At 65.0% G+C, this 25,353-nt stretch carries 1 protein-coding gene; it reads left to right on the top strand.

Annotated features, from left to right (window positions below; genetic code table 11):
- Positions 1 to 105 precede the first annotated feature (105 nt).
- The gene (locus tag GGQ67_RS02235; protein WP_183898538.1) at positions 106 to 25,299 is read left to right on the top strand and encodes an Ig-like domain-containing protein; all 25,194 of its coding nucleotides are present in this window, start codon (positions 106 to 108) and stop codon (positions 25,297 to 25,299) included.
- Positions 25,300 to 25,353: the final 54 nt, after the last annotated feature.

Below are 25,353 nucleotides of genomic sequence, written 5' to 3'. Positions count from 1 at the left end.
ATACCGGTCTTGGGAGCCGGTCGTGAGGATGACTGAACTGCATTAGACACGCGCCGGGTAATTGGGCACCCGGTCAACGAAACGATCTGTCGTGGAGGAAACCCCATGAACGAACGCTACGTTCGCCCCGCCCCTGACCGCGTCAAAAAGATGCGGGGTAGGAATGCCAAGCCGACATACGGCTCGATGTTGATGGAGTTGGAACAACGCATCGCATTCGACGCGGCCGGCGCTGCGACCGTGGAAAAATCCCAGGAAAAAAGCCAGCAGGATCAAACGGATCGTAGCGGGGCGGACGCTGTTCAGCGCGACACCACGAGCGACGGCCGCGATGCGCTTGTCGCCGCGCTCGCCGAACGCCAGGCCGCTTCGGCGCCACCCGAGGGCCCCGCGACATCCGCCGTTTCGCAGCCGCGCCAGGTGGTGGTGATCGATTCCTCCGTGCCCGACTACGAGGCGCTGGTCAAAGACCTCGGCGACAATTTCAAGGTCGTGGTGGTCGATCCGAACGAGAACGGTGTTCGCGAACTGGCCGATACGCTTTCATCCATGCAGGATGTCGAAGCGATCCACATCATATCGCACGGCAAGGAGGGTTTCCTGCAGCTCGGCTCCGCGTCGCTGACGGCCACGACGATGGCGACCGACTACGCCGCCGATCTGACATCGCTTCGCGATTCGCTTTCCGATGACGCCGACATTCTTGTCTACGGCTGCAATTTCGCCGAGGGCGACGGGGGCACGAATGCCGTCAAGATGCTCGGCTATCTCACCGGCGCCGACATTGCCGCCTCGACGGACCCGACGGGAAGTGCCGCGCTCGGCGGTAACTGGGATCTCGAATACCGCGATGGCGATATCGCCTCCGATGTGATCGGCACGGAGAGAAGCCAGGCGGATTTCGCCGAGACGCTGAATGTCGCGACCTCCAACGGCAATGGCGCGTTGCTGGTGTCTGCCGGTCGGTCGATCTACAGCGTCGATGTCCTGACCGGCAAGGCGACGATGATCACGACGGTTCCGACCTCCGTCGGCGGCATCACGGTGTCAAACACGATCAACTCGCTGGCCGCCGACCAAGCGAACGGCCTGATCTACTATGTCGATAGCTCGACCGATCCAACCAACAAGGCGCTGTTCGCCTACGATTACATCAACAACACCCACATCCTGGTCGATTCCGATCTGACCACGGGCGCTACGACCAATATCGTCACGGGCACGACCGGTGTCGGCGGCGGCGCCGCGACCTTTTTCAACGGCGGCCTCTATCTCGGCGTCGAAAACATTACCGGCAGCAATGACCAGATCTACCGCATTACTTTCAGCAACAATGGTCGCACGATGGCGGGCGCGACGGCGTTCGGCGCGCAGATCACGGCAGCGAACGACTGGGGCGATTTCGCAATCGATGCAACAAGCAACGCGCTGCTCAGCATCAACGCTTCGACGATTACCCGTTACAACCTGGCGAACGGGGCGATCATTGACAGCTTCACCAACGTCGGAGGCAGCACCGGCGCACAGGGCGGCGGCGATATCAACGGCAACACCTATCTCGTCGGCACCGATATCCGCCAGATCAACCCAACAAACGGTGCCGCCATCGGCTCGGCCGTTACCATCACCACCAACGGCACGACCGCGCTCACCGGTATCTCGGACGCCGCGCGCTGGACGCCGCCGACCGGGACAATCGGCGACAAGATCTTCAACGACGTCGACAAGAGCGGCACCTTCAACACCGGCGATGGCGGCATCGGCGGTGTCACGGTCCAGTTGATCGACGACGTAAACGGCGATGGCCTGGTAAGCACCGGCGAACGCATTCTGGCGACGGATACGACCGACGCCAACGGCAATTATCTGTTCACCGGCGTTCTCCCCGGCCAGTACATCGTGCGCGTCACCGACGCGAACGGTGTGCTTGGCACGGCGACGCTGACGACGGCAAGCACGACACAGGCGCTCACGCTCGCCACGATCGGTGCCGCCAACCTCGCGGCCGATTTCGGCTATTATGCACAGCCGCCCGTCGTCGACCTCAATTCCGGTACGACGCCGACGCAGATCATCACCAATGGCGGTACGCCGGGCACCACCGGCTGGACGATCGGCGGCACGGGCGCCACCGCCAATGACGGATTTGCATGGACGCTCAATGGCGGCACCGGCACGCTCACCCAGGCGAACGTCTCCGGCTGGACCGACGGTCTCGCGCCATCGGGCGCGGCACAGCTGACCTTCGATGTGGGTTGGAGCAACAACCTGCTGCTCGGCATCTCCAACGACAACAATACCCCGGCGACGCTCGACGTCACGATCGGCGGCGTGCTTTATGCGCGTATCACGACCGGCACGCTCAACGGCACGCCGAACACCGCGACAATCACCTATTTCAACGGCGCATCCGGAACGCCGTCCACCGTCGCCGCATCGGCGGCCGGCACCACCGCCTGGGGCCGCACCGCGGTCACCATCAACCTGCCATCGACGGTGGTCGCGACCGGCGATCTTGTCTTCAGCTATTCCGCCGCCGGCGGCCTTCTGACACCGAGCACGGATGATATCTTCATCGACAATGTCAGCGCCTTGCGCAATGTCGATACCGTTGCCGGCGTAAACTACACGACGACCTATACGGAAAACGGTGCCGGCGTGTCGATCGGCAGCACCGCGACCGACGTGCGCGATCTCGACAGCACCAACATGCGCTCGGCGACAATCGTGCTCACCAACGCGCAGGCCGGCGACGTGCTCACGGTCGGAACCTTGCCGAGCGGCATCACCGGATCGGTCGATACGACAGTCGCCGGGCAGGTCACCGTCACGCTGACGGGCTCGGCCACCAAGGCGAGTTATGCCGCGGCGATCAAGGCCATCACCTTCTCCAACACCGGCGACAATCCGAGCACGACGCCGCGCGTCGTCAATGTCACGGTCAACGATGGCGGCCTGTCCTCGGCCGTCGCGACCTCCACCATCTCGGTGGTCGCGGTCAACGATGCACCGGTCAACAACCTGCCGGCCAGCTGGACGACGAACGAGGATACCAGCCTGGCGCTGACAGGCCTCTCTGTCACCGACCTCGACGCCGGTGCTGGCTCGATGACGGTGACGCTGAGCGTCGCCTCCGGCACGATCACGGCGACGGCCGGCGGCAGCGTCGGCGTTTCGGGGTCGGGAACCGGCACTGTGGTGCTGACCGGTACGCTCGCCAATATCAACGCCTATCTCGCCTCGGCTTCCGCCCCCGTCTACGTTCCCGTCGCCGATGCCAACGGCACCGTCGTGCTGACCATGACGACCAACGACAACGGCAACACCGGCACGGGCGGCGCGCTCACCGATGTCGATACGCGCAACATCGTCATCAACCCGGTCAACGACGCGCCTGTTCTGGATCTCGACGGCTCGACGACCGGAACCGGCTATTCGGTCGGTTACACGGAAAATGCCACCGGCGTCGCGATCTCCAACACCAACAGCAGCGTCATCGACGTCGACAATGCCAACATGGCCTCGGCCGCGATCGTGATCACCAATGGCCAGGCGGGCGACCTCCTCATGGTCACCGGCACCCTGCCAGCGGGGATCACCGCCAGCTACAACGCCACCACCTTCACCCTGACGCTGACGGGCTCGGCCACCAAGGCCAACTACGAGGCCGCCCTGCGCCAGGTTCTCTACACCTCAAGCTCCGACAACCCGACGCTGAACGGCGCCGCCGCATCGCGCAACATCAGCGTTACCGTCAATGACGGCGCAGCCAATTCCAACACCGCCGTCACCGCCGTTTCGATCACCGCCGTCAACGACGCGCCGGTCAATACGCTGCCCGTGAGCTGGACGACCAACGAAGACACCAGCGTCGCGCTGACCGGCCTGTCGATCGCCGATCCGGATGCCGGAACGGGCTCGATGACCGTCCGGCTGCAGGTGCCGACAGGCGTGCTGACGGCCACGGCCGGCGGTTCCGTCACCGTCTCCGGTTCGGGTACCGGCACGCTGGTGCTAACGGGCACGCTTGCCAATCTCAACGCCTACCTGGCATCCAGCGCCGCGCCCGTCTATGTGCCGGTGGCCGACGCCAACGGCAGCGTCACCGTGACGATGACGACCAGCGACCTCGGCAATTTCGGCACCGGCGGTCCGCTCACCGATACCGATACGGCGGTGATCAACATCACGCCCGTCAATGATGCGCCGATCCTCGATCTCGACGCATCGGGCGCCGGCACCGGCTTCACCACGACCTATACCGAAAACGATGCCGGTGTTGCGATTGCCGATACCGATGGCGTGATTACCGATATCGATAGCGCCAACATGGCCTCGCTGTCGGCGGTCATCAGCAACGGTCAGGCTGGCGACATTCTGGCCGTGGCAGGCACGCTGCCCTCAGGCATCACCGCGAGCTACAATGCCGCGACCTTCACCCTGACGCTCACGGGCTCGGCTCAGCGCGCCAGCTACGAGACCGCGCTGCAGCAGATCCGTTTCCTGTCGAGCTCGGAAAATCCGTCCACCACACCGCGCAGCGTCAACGTCACGGTCAATGACGGCGCCGCCAATTCGAACGTCGCGGTCGCCATCGTCAACGTCATCGCCGTCAACGACGCGCCGGTGAATACCGTGCCGACGTCAGTGACGCTGAACGAGGACGTGCAGACCGCGATCTCCGGCATTTCCGTGAGCGACGTCGACAGCGGCTCCGTCACGGTCACGCTGTCGGTCGCGAATGGTACGCTGTCGCCCTCGGTCATCGCGGGAACCGTGACGGGGAACGGGACCGCATCGGTCACCGTCTCGGGCACGCTCGCGCAGGTCAACAGCGTGCTCGCCTCGCTGCGCTACACCGGCCGCGCCGACTATAACGGCTCGGACACGCTCGTCGTTTCCACGTCCGACGGTTCGCTGACCGACACGGACAATGTCGCGATCACTGTTACGCCGGTGGCCGATATCACGCCGGACACGGTAGCGACCGCGGAAGACACGGCAATCACCTTCAACGTCATCACCGGGACGAATGGCGCCACGGCCGATACCTTCAAGGACCCCGGCCGCGCCGTCACGTCGGTCACGCAGCCGCCGGCCGGACAGGGCAGCGTCACCTTCGCCGCGGATGGGACGCTGGTCTATACGCCAGCCGCGAACTTCAATGGGCAGACGACCTTCACCTACACGGTCACCTCGGGCGGTGTCACCGAGACGGCGACCGTCACGGTCAATGTCAGCGCCGTCAACGATGCGCCGGTCAACAGCCTGCCGGCATCCGGCTGGAGCACCAGCGAGGATACCGCGATAGCGCTCTCCGGCCTGTCGATTTCCGACGTCGATGCCGGCACCGGCACGATGACGGTAACGCTTGCCGTTTCGGGTGGCACGGTCTCGGCGAGCTCGGGCGCCGGTGTCACGGTCTCCGGATCGGGATCGACCTCGCTCACCCTCTCGGGCACGCTTTCTGCGATCAACGCCTATCTGGCCTCCGCCGCCGCTCCGCAATTCAATCCGGCCGCCAATGCCAGCGGCTCGGTAACGCTGACGATGACGACCAATGACGGCGGCAATACGGGCTCCGGCGGCGCGCTCACCGATGTCGACACGCGCACCATCACCATCGATCCCGTCAACGACGCGCCAGTCAACACGCTGCCGGCGGGCGGCTGGTCGGTCAACGAGGATACGGCGCTTGCGCTGACTGGGCTTGCGATCTCGGATGTCGATGCCGGCAGCGGCACGATGACCGTCGTGCTCGGGGTCAATTCCGGGCAGCTGACCGCAGTATCCGGCTCAGGTGTGACGATCAGCGGCTCCGGCACCTCGTCGCTGACGCTGTCGGGCACGCTTGCCAGCATCAATGCCTATCTCGCCAGCACCGCGCGACCGGTCTACACGCCGGTGGCCGACTTCAACGGCGCGGTGACACTAACGATGACGACCAATGACGGCGGCAACACCGGCTCGGGCGGCGCGCTGACCGACGTGGACACGGCAACCATCACCGTCATCGCCGTCAACGACGCGCCGACGCTCGACCTCGATACATCGGCGGCCGGCACCGGCTACGCGACCAGCTACACGGAAAACGCCGCCGGGGTCGCCATCGTCAACGCCGGCGTTCTCGTTGCCGACGTCGACAACGCCAACATGGCATCGGCGACGATCGTCATTTCGAATGGGCAGGCGGGCGACGTGCTCTCGGTCACCGGCACTTTGCCATCAGGCATCACCGCCAGCTACAACGCTTCGACCTTTACGCTCACCTTGACCGGTTCGGCGACCAAGGCCGCCTACCAGACGGCGCTCGGCCAGATCCGCTATGCTTCGACCTCCGACGATCCGGGTGCGGTGACCCGATCGATCAACGTCACCGTATCCGACGGTGCGGCGTCATCGAACACGGCCGTGACGACGGTCGCGGTCACGCCCGTCAACGACGCGCCGGTCAACACGCTGCCCACGGGCGGCTGGACTGTGAGCGAGGACGGAACGCTGTCGCTGACCGGCCTGTCGGTGGCCGACCCCGACATCGGTTCGGGCACGGCGACGGTGACGCTGTCGGTCGGCTCCGGCGTGCTGACGGCCGCAAGCGGTTCCGGCGTGACCGTCACCGGCTCGGGCACCGCCACGATCACGCTGTCTGGCACGCTTTCCAGCATCAACGCCTATCTGGCGAGCACCGCGCGGCCGAATTACGCCCCGGTGGCCGATTTCAACGGCAGCGTGACGCTGACGATGACCAGCAGCGATGGGCAGCTGACCGACACGGATACGCAGACCATTTCGGTGACAGCGGTCGCGGACATCGCCAACGATACGGCCACGACCAACGAGGACACGGCGGTCGTCATCGCCGTCGATGCCAACGACAGCTTCGAAAACGCCGGCCACACGATCACGGCTATCAATGGCTCGGCCATCGTCGCGAACGGCGTGGTCAACGTCGCCAGCGGCACGGTTCGCCTCAACGCCGATGGCACGCTGACCTTCACGCCATCCGCCAACGTCAACGGCAGCACCAGCTTCACATATACGGTCACCTCCGGCGGCGTGACCGAGACGGCGACTGTCAACGTGACCATCGTGCCGGTCAACGACGCGCCGGTTAATACCGTTCCGGGCGCGCAGACCGTTGCCGAGGATACGCCGCTTGTCGTATCCGGCGTGTCGGTCGCCGATGTCGACGGCGATACGCTGACCACGACGGTTACCGTCACCAACGGCATCGCCAACGTGACGACGGGAACCGGGGCGACGATCGCCAACAACGGCACGTCGACCGTCCGGCTGTCGGGCACGGCGGCGCAGATCAACGCGGCGCTGGCGGGCCTGACTTACACCGCCACCGCCGATTATAACGGCGCGGCGCAGCTGACGGTCCAGACGACCGATGGCACCCTGACCGACACCGATACGGTGGCGATATCAATCACGCCGGTCGTCGATATCGTCGCCGACAACCTGACGACCAACGAAGACACCGCCATCACCTTCAACGCCATCACGGGCACGAACGGTGCCTCGGCCGACAATTTCGAGAATGCGGGAAGGGCGATCACGTCTGTTACGCAGCCCCCGGCAGGCCAGGGTACGGTCACCTTCGCCGCCGATGGCACGATTACCTACACGCCGGCCGCCAATTTCAACGGCACGACGAGCTTCACCTATACGGTTACTTCGGGCGGCGTGACGGAAACCGCGACCGTGACGATCGTGGTCAACCCTGTCAACGACGCGCCCGTCAACACCGTGCCGCCGGCACAGACGACAGCGGAAGATACCTCCATCGTCTTCTCCTCTTCCGGCGGCAATGCGATCGTCGTCTCCGATGTCGACAATGGAACGCTGACGGTGACCGTCACCGTCACCAACGGCTCCTTCTCGCTGTCCGGCATATCGGGCCTGTCATTCAGCGCCGGCGATGGCACGGCCGATCAGACGATGACCTTCACCGGCACCACCGCGGCGATCAACACGGCGCTCGCGGGCGCAAGCTACGCGCCGGTTGCCGATTACAATGGCACGGCGCAGATCTCGGTGCAGACCTCCGACGGTTCGCTCAGCGCCACCAGCACGATACCAGTGACCATTACCCCGGTTGCCGATATCGCCAATGATTCCGTTTCCACGGACGAGGACGTCCCGGCGGTTATCTCGGTGCTCGCCAATGACAGCTTCGAGAACCCTGCTCGGGCGATCACCGCGGTCAATGGAACCGCGATCACGGCAGGCGGGGCGGCGGTCACTGTCGCCAATGGCACGGTGCGGCTCAACGCCTCCAGCCAGCTTACCTTCACCCCGACGCTCGACTACAACGGCGTGACGACCTTCACCTATACCGTCACCTCTGGCGGGGTCACCGAAACCGCGCAGGTCACCGTCGCCGTGGCTTCGGTCAATACGCCACCCGTCAACACGCTGCCGCCCTCCTTCACCGCAATCGAGGACACATCTCTTGGCCTCGCCGGCCTGCAGATCAGCGACCAGGATGCCGGCTCCGGTACGATGACGGTGACGCTGTCGGTCAATTCCGGCGTGCTGTCGGCGCTTGGCGCCGGTGGCGTCACGGTGAGCGGCTCCGGATCGCAAGCTCTGACGCTGTCCGGCACGCTGGCCGATATCAACGCCTACCTCGCCGGCGCGACGCGCCCGAGCTTCACGCCATCAGCCAATTCCGCCGCCAGCGTCACGCTGACGATGACCACCAACGACAACGGCAATACCGGCGGCCCATCGCTCGTCGATATCGATACGGCAACGATCGCGATTACATCAGTCAACGATGCGCCCGCCGGCACCGACAATACCGTCACCATCAACGAGGACAGTGTCTACACCTTCTCGGCCGCGAGCTTCGGCTTCACCGATCCGAACGACAGCCCGGCCAACAGCCTCGCCGCCGTCGTCATCACCACCCTGCCGACCAACGGCGTGCTCTCGCTTGGCGGCACCGCCGTCACCGCCGGCCAGGTGATCTCCGCCGCCAATCTCGGCAACCTCACCTTCACGCCGACAGCCAATGCCAATGGCACGGCGCTCGCCTCCTTCACCTTCCAGGTCCGCGACAATGGCGGCACGGCGAATGGCGGTCAGGATACCGACCAGAGCCCGAACAGCTTCACCTTCAATGTCACGGCCGTCAACGATGCGCCGGTCAACACCCTGCCGGCGAGCTTCGGCACCAACGAGGATACGGCGCTGTCGCTGGCCGGCCTGCAGGTCGCCGATATCGATGCGGGGTCCGGTTCGATCCGCGTCACGCTGAGCGTCAATTCAGGCACGCTCGCCGCCACCGGCGCTTCCGGCGTCACCGTCAGCGGCTCTGGATCGGGCACCTTGGTGCTGACCGGCACGCTCTCCAACATCAACGGCTTCCTCGCCGCAGCTGGCACCCGGCCTGTGTTCAACCCCGCCGCCAACGCCAATGGCGCGGTGACGCTGACGATGGTGACCAACGACAACGGCAATACCGGCAGCGGTGGCGCCCTGTCCGATACCGATACGGCGACGATATCAGTGGCCCCGGTCAATGACGCGCCCGTCGGTTCCGATACGGCGATCACCACCAACGAGGATACGGCCTTTTCCGGCACGCTGCCTGTCGCCACCGATGTCGATGGTGACAGCCTGACCTATGGCGCCGGATCGATCGCGCCGTCGCACGGCACCGTCGTGGTCAATCCCAACGGTACCTACACCTACACCCCATCCGCCAACTTCAACGGCACCGACAGCTTCACCTATAGCGTCAGCGATGGCACCCTCGCAGTCCAGTACACGGTCAGCGTCACCGTCAACTCGGTCAACGATGCGCCCGTCGGCGTGAACGATACGGCCCAGACCAATGCCGGCGTCAGCACCAGCCTCAACGTGCTCGCCAACGATACCGATGTCGATGGCGATGTCCTGCAGGTCTCGGCCATCAACGGGGTCGCCGGCAATGTCGGGCTTGCCGTAACGGGTTCGAACGGCGGCACGTTCACGATCGGCGCCAATGGTGCCGCGGTGTTCAACCCGGGCACGGCCTTCACCGATCTTCCAGCCGGTCAGAGCCGCACGTCCAGCGTCACCTACCAGCTGTCGGACGGCCGCGGTGGCTTCTCGACCGCGACGGTCACGGTGACGGTCACGGGTGTCAACGATGCGCCGATCTCCACGCCGATCGCCAACCAGACCGGCAACGACGCGCAGTCGGTGACGCTCAACGTTGCCGGCAATTTCAGCGATCCCGATACCGGCGACACGCTGACGTTCGCAGCGACCGGTCTTCCCTCGGGCCTGACGATCAATGCCGCGACCGGTGTGATCTCCGGCACCATCAACCGCAGCGCCAGCGTCAACGGTCCCTATGCCGTCACGGTGACGGCAACCGACGGCAGTGGTGCTACGGCGAGCCGCAGCTTCACCTGGGCCGTTCTCAATCCGCCCCCGGTGGCCGCCGCCGACAATCTGGCGACAACCGAGAACACGCCGCTCTCTGGTTCCGTCTTCGTCAACAATGGCAATGGCGTCGACACCGATCCCGATGGCGATCCGATTTCCGTCTCGGCGGTCGGCGGCAGCGGCGCTGGTGTCGGTCAGGCCGTGGCCGGGTCCAATGGCGGCACCTTCACGATCAACGCCGATGGCACCTACGCCTTCAATCCCGGCACTGCCTTCGACGATCTGGCCGCCGGCGCGACGCGCGTCACGACCGTGACCTACACGATCACTGACGGCCAGGGCGGCTTCTCGACGGCAACCGTGACGGTAACCGTCACCGGCCTGAACGATGCCCCGGTCGCGGTGGCCGACAGCTTCACCACCAACGAGGACACATCCGTCACCTTCGACGTGCGCGCCAATGACAGCGATGTCGACGGTGGCACGCTTGGCGTCACGGCGATCAATGGCACGGCCATCGTCACAGGCGGTTCGGTTGCCGTCACCGGCGGCGTGGTCACGCTCAATGCCGATGGCCGCCTGACCTTCACGCCGACGGCCGATTACAACGGCCGACCGACCTTCACCTATACGATCTCCGACGGCCAGGGGGGCACGGCGACGGCAACCGTCACCGGCACCGTGAACCCGGTACAAGACCCGCCGGTCGCCGCCAACGACAGCTTCACGACCGATGAGGATACCGCTGTCACCTTCGATGTCCGCACCAACGACGGCGACGTCGATGGCGATGCGCTTGCCGTAATCCAGATCAACGGCTCGACCATCGCGTCCGGCGGCTCGGTCGCTGTCACCGGCGGTAGCGTCCGTCTGAACGCCGATGGCACGCTGACCTTTACGCCGGCAGCCAACTACAACGGCAATCCGAGCTTCAGCTACACCATCTCCGACGGCCATGGCGGCACGGCGACGGCAACCGTCAACGGGACGGTCAATCCCGTTCAGGATCCGCCGGTGGCGCAAGGTGATAGCTTCACGACGCCGGAGGACCAGGCGGTCACCATCGCCGTTCTCAATAACGACAGCGATCCGGATGGTGACGCGCTGACGATCACCCAGATCAACGGCACCGGCATCACTGCCGGCAGGTCCGTGGCGATCACCGGCGGCATCGTCACCTTGAATGCCAACGGCACGCTGACCTTCGCGCCGACCGCGAATTTCAACGGCAGCCCAAGCTTCACCTACACCGTCTCGGACGGTAATGGCGGCACCGCGACGGCAACCGTCAACGGCACGGTGACACCGGTCAACGACACACCCGTCGCCGTCGCCGATAGCTTCACGACGGCGGAAGATACCGCCGTTACCTTCAACGTGCTCGGCAACGACAGCGATGTCGACGGCGATACGCTCACCGTGACCGCCGTCAATGGCGCCAACATCGCGGCCGGCGGGGTGGTGACCGTCACCGGTGGCAGCGTCCGGCTGAACGCCGATGGCACGCTGACCTTCACGCCTGCTGCCAACTACAATGGCAGCCCGAGCTTCACCTACACCGTCTCCGACGGCAATGGCGGCACCGCGACCGCCACCGTCAGCGGCAGCGTGACATCGGTGAACGACGCACCGGTTGCCGTCAACGACAGCTTCACCACGCTTGAAGATACGGCCGTCACCTTTGATGTTCGTGGCAACGACAGCGATGTGGATGGCGATGCGCTCAATGTGACCGCGATCAACGGCACCGCGATAGCGTCCGGCGGGTCGGTTGCCGTCACCGGGGGCAGCGTCCGGCTCAATGCGAATGGGACGCTGACCTTCACGCCGGCTGCCAACTACAACGGCACCCCCTCATTCACTTACACCATATCCGACGGCAATGGCGGTAACGCGACGGCGACCGTCAGCGGTACGGTCACGCCGGTCAACGATGCGCCCATTGCCTCCGATGTCACTGTTGCGGTCGACGAAGACGGGGTGATCTCGAGCACCCTGCCTGCCGCGACCGACGTGGACGGCGACGCGGTCACCTATGCCGCCGGAAGCACGACGCCGGCCCATGGTGCCGTGACCGTCAATTCCGATGGTACCTACAGCTACACGCCATCCGCCAATTTCAACGGCACCGACCGGTTCACCTATGTCGTCAGCGACGGCAAGGGCGGCAGCAACGAATATACCGTCACCGTCAACGTCGCGAGCATCAACGATGTGCCGGTCGGCTCTCCGCTGCCGGCGCGGTCGGGCGCCGACGGCGCAGCCGTCACCTTCGATGTTTCCGGCTTCTTCTCTGATGCCGACAACGATACCCTGACCTATTCCGCAAGCGGCCTGCCGGTCGGCCTGTCGATCAACGCGGCCGGCGTGGTGACGGGAACGATCGATCGCCAGGCGAGTGTCGGCGGGCCGACAGGCAACGGCGTCTACACGGTCACCGTCAGCGTCAGCGATGGCCGCGGCGGCACGGCCAGCCAGAGCTTCTCCTTCTCGGTCAGCAACCCGCCGCCGGTCGCCGTCAACGATGCCGTTACCGTGGCCGAGGATACGCCGCTCACCTTCAACGTGCTCGACGGCACGGCCAGCGGCGGCGTGCCGGATAGCGATCCCGACGGCGATCCCCTGACGGTCACGGCGGCCAGCGCAGCAAATGGCACTGTGACACTCGGCACCGGCGGCCAGATCACCTATCAGCCGAACGCCAACTTCAATGGCACCGATACGATCACCTATACGATCTCGGACGGAAACGGCGGAACCGCGACCGCGACGGTCACCGTCACCGTTCTCGCCGTCAACGACGCGCCGGTCGGCCAGCCCATCGCCGACCGCACGAGAAACGACGGCGATACCGACAGTCTCAATATCTCCGCCTTCTTCTCGGATGCCGACGGCGATCCGCTGACCTATGCCGCGAGCGGCCTGCCCGCCGGGCTCACCATCGATCCGGCCACCGGTCTGGTCTCCGGGCGTATTGCGCCGGAAGCCTCGGGCCCGACCGGCGAGGCCGTCTATACGGTGACGGTAACGGCGGCGGACGGCAAGGGCGGCACGACGTCGGTCACCTTCAACTACACCGTCCTCAACCTGCCGCCGATCGCGCAGGACGATTTCGCGACCACCAACGAGGACACGCCCGTCGATATCGACGTGCTTGCCAATGACGGCGACCCGGATGGCGACAATGACGAGGTCATCCGCGTCAACAATGTGGTGCTGCAACTGAACGGCCCGGCGGTCGCGACGACGAACGGCACGGTTCGACTGGTCGATGGCCCGACCGATCGGCCGGTGCTGCGCTTCACGCCGAATGCCAACTACAGCGGTCAGGAAAGCTTCAGCTACTCGATCGATGATGGAAACGGCGGCGTCGATACCGCGACGGTGACGATAACAATCATTCCGCAGAACGATGCCCCCGAGGGGACCAACCCCATACCGGATCGCGTGCGGGCCGATGGCCAGCAGCTGATCTATCGCGTCTCCGATTTCTTCGATGATCCGGACGGCGATACGCTGAACTACACGATAACGGGATTGCCGGCCGGGTTGAGCTTCGACCAGGCGACCGGTCTCATCTTCGGCACCATCGATCATAACGCCAGCCAGGGCGGCACCGCGGGCGTCTATCAAGTCACGGTGACGGCGCATGACGGGCCGAACGGGACCGGCGCGTCCGTCTCACAGAGCTTCAAGCTCGAGGTGACAAATCCGGGGCCGACTGCTGTCAACGACAATCTCGCGATCAACGAAGATCAGTCCGCGACGTTCAACGTCATCACCGGCGCGGGAACGGCGAGCGGCGCTTCGGGCGCGGACACCGATCCGGATGGCGATACGCTCAGCCTGATTGCCGCCTCGGCCGGCCAGGGAACGCTGACCTTTACGGCGAACGGTGCGATCACCTACGTCCCGGCCGCCGATTTCAACGGCACCGACACGATCATCTACACCATCTCCGACGGGCAGGGCGGCTTCTCGACGGCAACGGTCACGATATCGATCAACGCCGTCAACGACGCTCCCGATGTCAGCGGCCCGCTTCCAGCGCAGATGGACAGCGACGGCCAGACCGTCTCCTTCGACGCCGGCATCTATTTCTCCGATCGCGACGGCGATACGCTGAGCTATGCCGCGACCGATCTCCCGCCCGGTCTGCAGATCGACGCCGCGACCGGCGTGATCTCGGGTCCGCTTCCCAACAACGCCTCGCGTCCCGAACCCTATGTCGCGACGATCACCGTATCGGACGGGCAGGGCGGCACGATCTCGCGCACGATTACCTGGATCATCAGCAATTTCCCGCCCAAGGCGTTCAGCGACGTCCTGTCGGTCGGGCAAAACAGCAGCGGTAGCGGCAATGCGCTGACCAACGATACGGACCCCGATGGCGACGCCCTGACCATCGACCGGATCAACGGCCAAGCGGGCGGTGTCGGCCAGCCGGTCGCGGGTTCGAACGGCGGAACCTTCACGGTCAACGCCGCTGGTGGCTACAGCTTCAACCCGGGTACCGATTTCGCCGATCTTCGCGCCGGCGAGACTCGCACGACGTCGGTCACCTACCGCGTGACGGATGCCGATGGTGAAAGCGATACGGCGACCATCACCGTGACGGTCACCGGCGTGAACGACAATCCGGTGGCAACGCCTATCCCGGCGGTCACGCTTGCCGATGGCCAGTCGCTCGATGGAAAGCCGATCGACGTCAGCGATTTCTTCAGCGACGTCGACGGCGATACGCTGACGTTTACGGCATCCGGCCTGCCGGCAGGCCTGTCGATGGACGTGAATGGGGTTATCACCGGCAAGATCGCCGCCGACGCGTCGTCGGGCGGCCCGATCTATACGGTGGAAGTAGTGGCGCTAGATGGTCAGGGCGGCAGGTTGGTGACAACCTTCAACCTCACCGTCACCAACCCGGCTCCCACCGCCGTCAACGATACGGCGACCACGACGGAGGACGTACCCCTTCTCAACATCGACGTGCTTGGAAACGATACCGACCCCGATGGCGACGTCTTGTCGATCGATCCGGATTTCCCGCCGCAGGCCGGCCACGGCACGGTGACCGTCAACAGCGACGGAACGTTGAACTACACCCCTGCAAAAGATTTCAACGGCATCGACACGGTGGTCTATCGCGTCACCGACGGCCAGGGGGGGCTCAGCACCGGCGTGTTGACGATCACGGTCGGCGCCCAGAATGACGCGCCCATCGAGACGCCGATCGCCGACATGGAACGCAACGACGGCGACACGATCAGCTTCGACATTTCGAGCTACTTCGCCGATCCCGAGGGCGGCGTGCTGACGTACGACGTTCAGGGCCTGCCTCCGGGCCTGACCTTCGATCCGGTGACTGGTATCATCAGCGGCCGGATCAGCGCCGGCGCATCCGGCCCGATGGGCCTCTCCAACTACGTGGTCAAGGTCATCGCGACCGATGACGGCGGCCTCACCGCCGAATCCGATTTCACCTATGTTATTCGCAACATCGCCCCAGACGCGATGAACGACACGGCAAGAACGGCGGAGGACCAGCCAGTCGATATCGACGTGCTCGCCAATGATGTCGACACAGACGGCGATGTCAGGAGCATCACCCTCGTCAACGGCGTCAACCTGAGCGTCGGCGGCGCGGCCGTGCCGACCTCCAACGGCTCGGTGCAGCTCGTGCTGGTCAACGGCGCGCAGGTGCTGCGCTTCACGCCTGCCGCCAACTACTCCGGAACCGCTTCCTTCACCTATACGATCAGCGACGGCAATGGCGGCAGCGATACGGCGACGGTGACCGTTACGGTCGATCCCGTCAACGATGCGCCCGTGGCGACCCCGATCCCCGATCGCGCGCAGGCCGATGGCTCGGCCGTCAGCTTCGATGTCAGGGGTTTCTTCAGCGATGTCGATGGCGACACGCTGGCGATCTCGGTCAATGGCCTGCCGCCCGGCCTCGGCTTCGACCCCGCGACCGGTCTCATCAGCGGCACGCTGGATGCCAATGCATCGGCGGGCAGCCCCTACACCGTCGTCGTTACGGCCAATGATGGCCAGGGCGGCGAGGTCTCGACGCAGTTCGTCTTCTCCGTCAGCAACCCCGCGCCGATCGCCGCGAACGACGCGGTTCAGACCAACGAAGATACCGCCGTCACCTTCAACCCGATCACCGGCGTTGGCACGGTCGGCGGCGGCGTGGATGTCGATCCCGACGGTGATCCGCTGACGATCGTTGCTATCGACGGCCAGCCGATCGTCACCGATGGCACGGTCGCCGTTGCGGGTGGCGCCATCCGCCTCAACGCCGATGGATCGTTGACCTTCACGCCGACGGCCGATTTCAACGGAACCGTGCCGCTGACCTACCGCATCAGCGACGGCAATGGCGGCTTCTCGGAAGCCTCGATCGTCATCACCGTCGCGTCGGTCAACGATGCTGGTGTCGTCGATCTCAACGGCGCCGGCGCTGGCGTCGATATCGCCGTCTCCTTCAACGAGGGCGATGCGCCGGTTGCGATTGCCAGCGGCGACGCCTCGGTGTTCGACGTTGAGAACGGCATCACGTCGCTGAACGTAGCGCTTGGCGGCTTCGCCAATGCGGGTTCGGAGATCATCCACCTGAACGGCGCGGTCGATGTCGTCTACGGGACGGCGAGCACCGGCACGATCAGCTTCGGCGGCACGACCTTCCGCTTCACCTATGACGGCGCCAACGCGCTCGCCATCACCAACGCGGCCGGCGGTACCATGGGCAACGCGGCGACCAGCGCCCTGCTGCGCGCCATTCAGTACGAAAACAGGAGCGACAACCCGTCGGCGGGCGACCGCACCGTCTCGATCACCGTGACCGACGATGGTGGCGCGACCTCCGCGGCCGCGGTCGCGACGATCTCGATCGGAGCGGTCAACGACGCGCCCGTCGCCGTCGACGACACGGCGACAACGAATGAAGATACCGCGATTGTCGGCGCCGTACCCGGCGTACTGGGCAACGATACAGACGCCGATGGCGACGCGCTCGTCGTCTCGGCGGTTGGCGGCGGCGCGCCCGGCGCCGCGGTTGCCGGCTCTACCGGCGGCAGCTTCGTGATCAACGCCGACGGTAGCTACCGCTTCGATCCCGGTGCCGATTTCCAGGGCCTCAAGGCCGGTGAAACACGTGCCACCTCTGTCACCTATACGGTGTCGGACGGTGCTGGCGGCGCGGCTAACGCGACGCTGTCGGTCACCGTCGTCGGTGTCAACGACGCGCCGGTTGGCCAGGATGGCACCATTCAGACCGCCGAGGATACGGTTGCGACGGGCTTCCTGCCCGTGGCAACAGATCCCGACGGCGATGCGCTGACCTATGCGATCGCCACGCCGCCCGTGAATGGCGTGGTCACGATCAGCGCCGATGGCAGCTATCGCTACACGCCGCCGGCCAATTTCAACGGCAGCGACAGCTTCACCTACAGCATTTCCGATGGCCGCTCGACGGTCACCTACACCATCGCCGTTGCGGTGACGCCGGTCGACGATGCGCCCGTGGGAACGCCGATCGCCAACCAGGCCTATTCGGACGCGCAGACCATTCGCCTCGATGTCTCTGGCAATTTCAGCGATATCGATACGCCGAGCCTGACCTTCAGCGCGACAGGCCTGCCGACAGGTCTGTCGATCTCGTCGCAAGGTATCATCACCGGAACGGTCGATCGCGATGCGTCGCAGCTCAATGGCGGCGCCTACTCGGTCACCGTTTCCGCCAGCGACGGCACGAGTTCCGCGAGCCAGACCTTCATTATCACGGTCTCGAACCCGGCGCCCATCGCTCGCGACGATGCCGCCAGCACCGGCGAGAATGCCGATATCGCCGGCTCGGTTTTCGACGATAACGGCAATGGAGCGGACAGCGATCCGGATGGCGATGCCTTCGTCGTCAGTGCCGTCAACGGCGTTGCCGGCAATGTCGGTGCGTCGATCGCGGGGTCATCGGGCGGGCGTTTCGTCATCGGCACCGATGGCAGCTACACCTTCGTGCCGGGCGCGGATTTCGACAATCTGAAGGCCGGCGAACAGCGCACGACCAGCGTCACCTACACCATCTCCGACGGCCAGGGCGGCACGTCGACCGCGACCTTCACGGTAACGGTATCGGGGGCCAACGATCTTCCTGTCGGTTCCGACATCGCGATCTCGACCGCCGAGGATACCGCCTTCAGCGGCCAGTTGCCGACGGCGACCGACGTGGACGGCGATCCGCTGACCTATGCGGTCGGCAGTCAGCCGGCCAATGGCAGCGTCACCATCGATCCGACCGGCGCCTACGTCTACACGCCGGCAGCGGACTTCAACGGTAGCGACAGCTTCACCTACACGATCTCGGACGGCACCGCCGTCGTCACGCACACGGTGAGCGTGACCGTCAACCCGGTCAACGATGCGCCGGTTCTGCAGGATGTCGCGGTCTCGATCAACGAAGACGGCACGGCGACCGGCCAGATCGTTGCCACCGACATCGACGACGCGCCGGCGACGCTGGTCTACGGCCTTCAGACCGCCGCTTCCGGCGGGACAGCCGTCGTCAACCCCGACGGCACCTACAGCTACACCCCGAATCCGGATTTCAACGGCACGGACAGCTTTGTCGTGATCGTCCGCGACCCCGGCGGCGCCACCGCCACGGCAACGATCACGATCACGGTCGGCGCGGTCAACGATCCGCCTGTCGCCGTCGACGATACCGCCGCGACCACCGAGAACACCGCGATCTCGGGCAACGTGATCGTCGGCGGTCCGGGCGCAGATAGTGATCCGGATGGCGACACGCTGACCGTTGTCGGCGTCGGCGCGGCCACCGGCAATGTCGGCACCGTTGTTCCCGGCCAGGGCGGCGGCAGCTTCGTGATTTCCGCCGACGGCTCCTATACGTTCGACCCCGGCACCGACTTCGACGGTCTGGCAGCCGGTGCTACCGCGACGACATCGGTGAGCTACACGATCTCCGATGGCAATGGCGGCGTCTCCACCGCGACCCTGACGGTCACCATCACCGGGCTCAACGACGCGCCGAACGCACCGACATTGCCACCACAGGCAAGCCTCGATGGCGCCGCGATCGTGCTGCCTGTCGGTGCTGAGTTCACCGATGTCGACGGCGATCCGCTGACCTTCGATATCACCGGATTGCCGCCGGGCCTCGGCTACGACACCCAGACCGGCGAGATCACGGGTAACATCCTCCCGGACGCCTCCGGCGCGACCGGCAGCGCGGTCTATAACGTCACGATCACCGCTAGAGACGGCCTCGGCGGCGAAGCCGTTCGAACCTTCGCCTGGACGGTGACCAACCCGGTGCCGGATGCGGTCAACGATCTCTTCACGATGGACGAAGGTGGTCAGCTGACCGGCTCGGTTCTTGATGCCAACGTCAATGGCCCGGATACCGACCCCGACAATGATCCGCTCACCGTGACCCTGGTGACGGGTACCGCGCGTGGCGCACTCGTCCTCAATCCCGACGGCACCTTCACCTATACGCCGACCGCGGGGTTCAACGGCACCGACAGCTTCGTCTATCGCATCGATGACGGTAATGGCGGCACCGACACGGCGACGGTCACGATCACCATCAATCCGGTCAACGACGCGCCCGTCGTCGTCAACGACAGCTTCACCATCGCGGAGGATGGCCAGGTGGTCATCGCGGTCTTGGCGAATGACAGCGACCCCGATGGCGATGCGCTGAGCATCACCCAGATCAACGGTCAGCCGATCAGCGTCGGCGGCAGTGTTACCCTCCCATCCGGGACGGTGACGCTGAATTCCGACGGCACGCTGACATTCGCGGCGGCACCCGATTTCGCCGGCAATGCCAGCTTCACCTACACGGTTTCCGACGGAGCCTTGAGCGTGCAAGGCACGGTCAATGGCACCGTGACGGGCGTCAACGATGCGCCGGTCAACGGCCTGCCGGCGACCTTCAACGGCGTCGAGGATACGGCGCTGCCACTTGCCGGCCTGTCGATCTCCGACGTCGATGCCGGATCGGGCACGATGACGGTGACGCTTTCGGTCGACGCGGGCACGCTGACGGCGGCGGCCGGTGGCAACGTGGTCGTGACCGGCAATGGTTCGGGCTCGATAACGCTCACCGGCACGCTCACGGATATCAACGCCTACCTCGCCGGCGCATCGGCCCCGGTCTATCAGCCGCTCTCGAATTCCAATGCGCCGGTGACGCTGACCATGGTCACCAGCGACGGCGGCAATAGCGGCGCCGGTGGCATACAGACCGATACCGACCGGGCAACGATCATTCTCGCGCCCGTCAACGATGCCCCTGTCGCGACCGGTTCGATGATTCAGACGCGGGAAGACGTCCCGGTTTCGGGCGTGGTGGCCGCTACCGATGCGGATGGCGATCCGCTGACCTATGCGGTGGCAACAGGCCCGCGCAACGGCACTGCCGTCATCGATGCCGCCGGGCGCTACCTCTACTCGCCCAACACCGATTTCAACGGCAGCGACAGTTTCGACATCAGCATCAGCGACGGACAGGGCGGTGTCACGACCGTCACGATCGCAGTGACCGTCACACCGGTCAACGATGCGCCCGTCGGTTCGGATGCGACGGCGACGGCGGTCGAGGACCAGACGCTGAACGGCCGGTTGCCGGTGGCGACCGACGTGGATAGCGCCAACCTGACCTACGGGCTTGGCGTCCAGGCGGCGCATGGCACGGTGACGGTCAACCCTGACGGCACCTACAGCTACGTGCCGACCGCGAACTATAATGGTTCCGACAGCTTCACCTACACCGTCTCCGATGGTCAGTCGACCTCGACCTATACCGTCTCGATCACCGTGACTGCGGTCAACGACGCCCCCGTGAGCTCGGGAACCTCGATCTCCACCGAGGAGGACGAAACGGTTACCGGCCAGTTGCCCCCGGCTTCCGACGCCGATGGCGACCCGATCACCTACGGGCTCGCCACGCAGGCGTCCAACGGCACCGTGGTCATCGGTACCAACGGCAGCTACAGCTACACGCCGGCACCCGGCTACAACGGCTCCGACAGTTTCAGCTTCAGCGTATCGGATGGCACCGCTTCCACGATCTACGTGGTCAATGTCACCGTAGGGGCGGTCAATGATCCGCCGAGCGGTTCCAACGCCGCGATTACAGTCGCCGAAGACAGCCTGGCCAGCGGGAGGCTGCCACTCGCGACCGATCCTGACGGAGACGCGCTCACCTATGGGCTGGGTGCGCCTGCCGCGCATGGCACCGTCACCGTCAACGCCGACGGCACCTACAGCTATCGGCCGAATGCCAACTACAACGGCACCGACAGCTTCACCTACACGGTGTCCGATGGTATCGATCAGTCGACCTATACGGTCTCGATCACCGTGACGGCTGTCAACGACGCGCCGGTCGGATCGAACACGGCGATCACCGTCTCCGAGGATGTCCCCTTCGACGGCGTGCTGCCGGCCGCCAACGATGTGGATGGCGATCCGGTGCGCTATGGCGTTGGCACGCAGCCGATGCATGGTTCGGTGACCGTCAATGCCGACGGCACCTATCGATACGTTCCGGCAGCCGATTACAACGGCGCCGACAGCTTCACCTACCAGGTGACCGACGGCCAGGCGGTCTCGACCTATACGGTCGCGATCACGGTGACCGCTGTCAACGACGCGCCGGTTGGTAGCAATGTCTCGATCTCTGTCGACGAAGACGGCTCGGCGGCGGGAACGCTGCCGCGCGCGGTGGATGCCGATGGCGATCCGTTGACCTATCTGCTGCAAAACGGGCCAAGCCACGGCGTGGCGACCGTGGCCGCGAATGGCAGTTACACCTATGTCCCTGCCGCCAATTTCTCGGGGACCGATACCTTCACCTACGCGGTTTCCGATGGCACGGTTCTGTCCGTCTACACGGTGACGGTGAATGTCGGTGCCGAAAACGATGCCCCGACGGGATCGGATCTGGCAATCAGCATCTCCGAGGATACGAGTTTCACGGGTTCGCTTCCCGCCGCCTCCGACGCGGATGGCGACACGGTGATCTACGGCCTCGGCACGCCGGCCGCCCACGGTGCCGTCACCGTCAACCCTGACGGCACCTTCAGCTACGTGCCGCAGGCGAATTATGCCGGTCCGGATCAGTTCACCTACACCTTGTTCGATGGAACCGTAACGGTAACCTACACCGTCACCATCGATGTCCAGGGCGTCAACGACGCGCCGATCGGTGCCGATACGGCCATCTCGCTTGCCGAGGATACCACCTTCTCGGGCCAGCTTCCGCCGGCCGTCGATCCTGATGGCGATCCGGTGACCTACGCCCTGGCCGGCGCGGCAAGCCACGGGACGGTCAGCATCAATGCCGACGGAACATACAGCTATATCCCCGACGCCAACTTCAATGGCGCCGACAGCTTCAGCTATTCCGTGAGCGACGGAACGGCGACCAACGTCTATCGCGTCTCGGTCAACGTCAGCGCCGTCAACGATGCGCCGATCGGGTCCGATACGTCGATTTCGGCGCAGCAGGGAACGGTCGCGACCGGCAATCTGCCACCGGCCTACGATATAGAAGGAAGCCCGGTCACCTATGGACTGGGCGCGCAGGCCGCAAACGGAACCGTGGTGATCGGAGCCGACGGCAGCTACTCCTATCGGCCCAACAGTGGCTTCAGCGGCAGCGATCAGTTCACCTACACCGTCTCGGACGGAACGGCGGTGTCGATCTACACCGTCACGGTCTCCGTCGGCGCCGTCAACAGCGCGCCGTCAGGTCAGGATACGACGCTGACAGTTTCGGAGGATACGTCGTTCGCGGGCCAGCTGCCGGTCGCGACCGACGCGGATGGCGACGCGCTGACCTACGGCCTTGCCTCGGGACCGGCGCATGGCGTCGTGACCGTTTCGGCGGACGGGCAATATACCTTCACGCCCGACCGCAATTTCAACGGCGCCGACCAGTTCAGCTACTCGGTCAGCGATGGCCGGGCGACGGTGATCTACCGTGTGTTCGTCACTGTGGCACCCGTCAACGACGCGCCCGTCGGTTCGGACACGGCGATCTCGCTCGCCGAGGACACGACGTTTTCCGGGCGGCTGCCGACGGCCTCCGACGCCGATGGCGACACCATCACCTATGGCCTGGCCGCCGCCGCCGGCAACGGCACGGTCACGATCAACGCCGATGGGACCTACAGCTATACGCCGAACGGCAACTTCAACGGGACCGACGGCTTCAGCTACTCGGTCAGCGACGGCACGGTTACCAACGTCTATCGCGTGAGCATCACCGTCACCGCCGTCAACGATGCGCCGGTCGGCTCGGATATGTCGATTTCGGTGCAGGAGGGAACGGTCGCGACCGGCGCCCTGCCGCCGGCCTTCGACGTGGAGAATTCGCCGGTCACCTATGGCCTGGGCGCCAACCCCGTCCACGGCACCGTCACGATCGATCCGAACGGAAACTACACCTACCAGCCGGACAGCGGGTTCAGCGGCACCGATCAGTTCACCTACACGGTCTCCGACGGCACGGCGACCTCGGTCTATACCGTGACGGTGTCCGTCGGCGCGGCGAACGGCGCCCCTGTCGGCAGCGATACGACGTTGACGGTTGCCGAGGATACCACGGCGACCGGTACACTGCCCGTCGCCACCGATCCGGATGGCGATCCGCTGAGCTACGCGGTCGCGGCCGGGCCTGCGCATGGCGTCGTCACGATCACGGCCGACGGACGGTATAGCTTCACGCCGAACGGCAACTTCAACGGCACCGATCAGTTCAGCTATTCGGTGAGCGATGGCAGGGCGACGGTCGTCTATCGCGTATTCGTCACCGTTACCGCCGTCAACGACGCGCCTGTCGGGTCCGGCACCGCGATCGCGGTCGGACGCGACCAGACGGTCACGGGCACCTTGCCGCCGGCCTTCGATGTCGAGGGATCGCCGATCACCTATCAGCTGGGATCCGCCCCAGCCCATGGCGTCGTGACCGTCAATCCGGATGGACGCTACACTTACACGCCGACGGCCGGCTATGAAGGAGCCGATAGCTTCACGTTCACGGTGTCCGACGGCGATGCCACGTCGACCTACACCGTCTCGATAGCCGTGGGCGCCGCGGTGCCGCCGACGGAGCCGCCGGAAACGCCGCCGGGTGAACGCCCGCCGCTCGAGAGGGACCCGCCGGTCGTGTTCCCCGTCGATCCGAACGATCCGGGTGCGCCGGTCTTTGCCGACGACACGGAGGTTGGCGGCGCGTCGAAGGAGATCATGGAAGACCTCGGCGCCATATCGGACGATATCACGGCCAACGGCCCGATCGACGCGGTCGTCAACGCCGCGCAGCCCTTGAATGGTATCGGTTCGCTGCCGCGCCACGGCGCCGTGCTTGATGCCGTGCGCCAGATTTCCGAGTGGATCGAAAGCGGGCGCCGTCTCGACGACATCAACATAGGCTTCTTCAAGGGAGGGTCGAACATACACATCGCCGGAATAGGGGAAGATAACACCTGGTTCACGGTCGATACGATCTTCAACGAGAACTTCCTCTACATCCTGCCCGCCTATGGTAGTCAGACGGACAAGACGAGCTTCAGCGTGACGCTGTCGGATGGCCGCGCATTGCCGGACTGGATGACGGTGACGCGTGGCGGCATGATCATCGGGCGCCCACCCGTCGGCGCCGTCTCGGTCGACATCCGCATATGGGGCACATCGCGTGACGGTACGGTCAGCGATACGCTGCGCATCGACCTGCAGACGGGAACGGTTCTCGACCATGTCAGGGACCGGCGGGCCGATCTTGGCCCGGGTGCGCTGTTCTCCAGCCAGATGCTGGCCGAGGCGAACATCTATGGTGAGCAAAGCGATCGCCTCTGGAGCGCGTTGCGGGGACAATGAGGCAGGTCGTGGCGACACCGGCGCGGCATCTCGCAGCCAGTGCGGCAGCGGGGC

Source organism: Rhizobium metallidurans, from assembly GCF_014196505.1.
Classification (GTDB): Bacteria; Pseudomonadota; Alphaproteobacteria; order Rhizobiales; family Rhizobiaceae; genus Rhizobium; species Rhizobium metallidurans.
The sequence above is the reverse complement of the archived record's forward strand: the minus strand, read 5'-3'. Positions and strand labels throughout refer to the sequence as shown.

What these genes read in the sequence shown, in the direction of transcription:
- GGQ67_RS02235 (WP_183898538.1), top strand. Translation starts at nt 106, where the DNA reads ATGAACGAACGCTACGTTCGCCCCGCCCCTGACCGCGTCAAAAAGATG.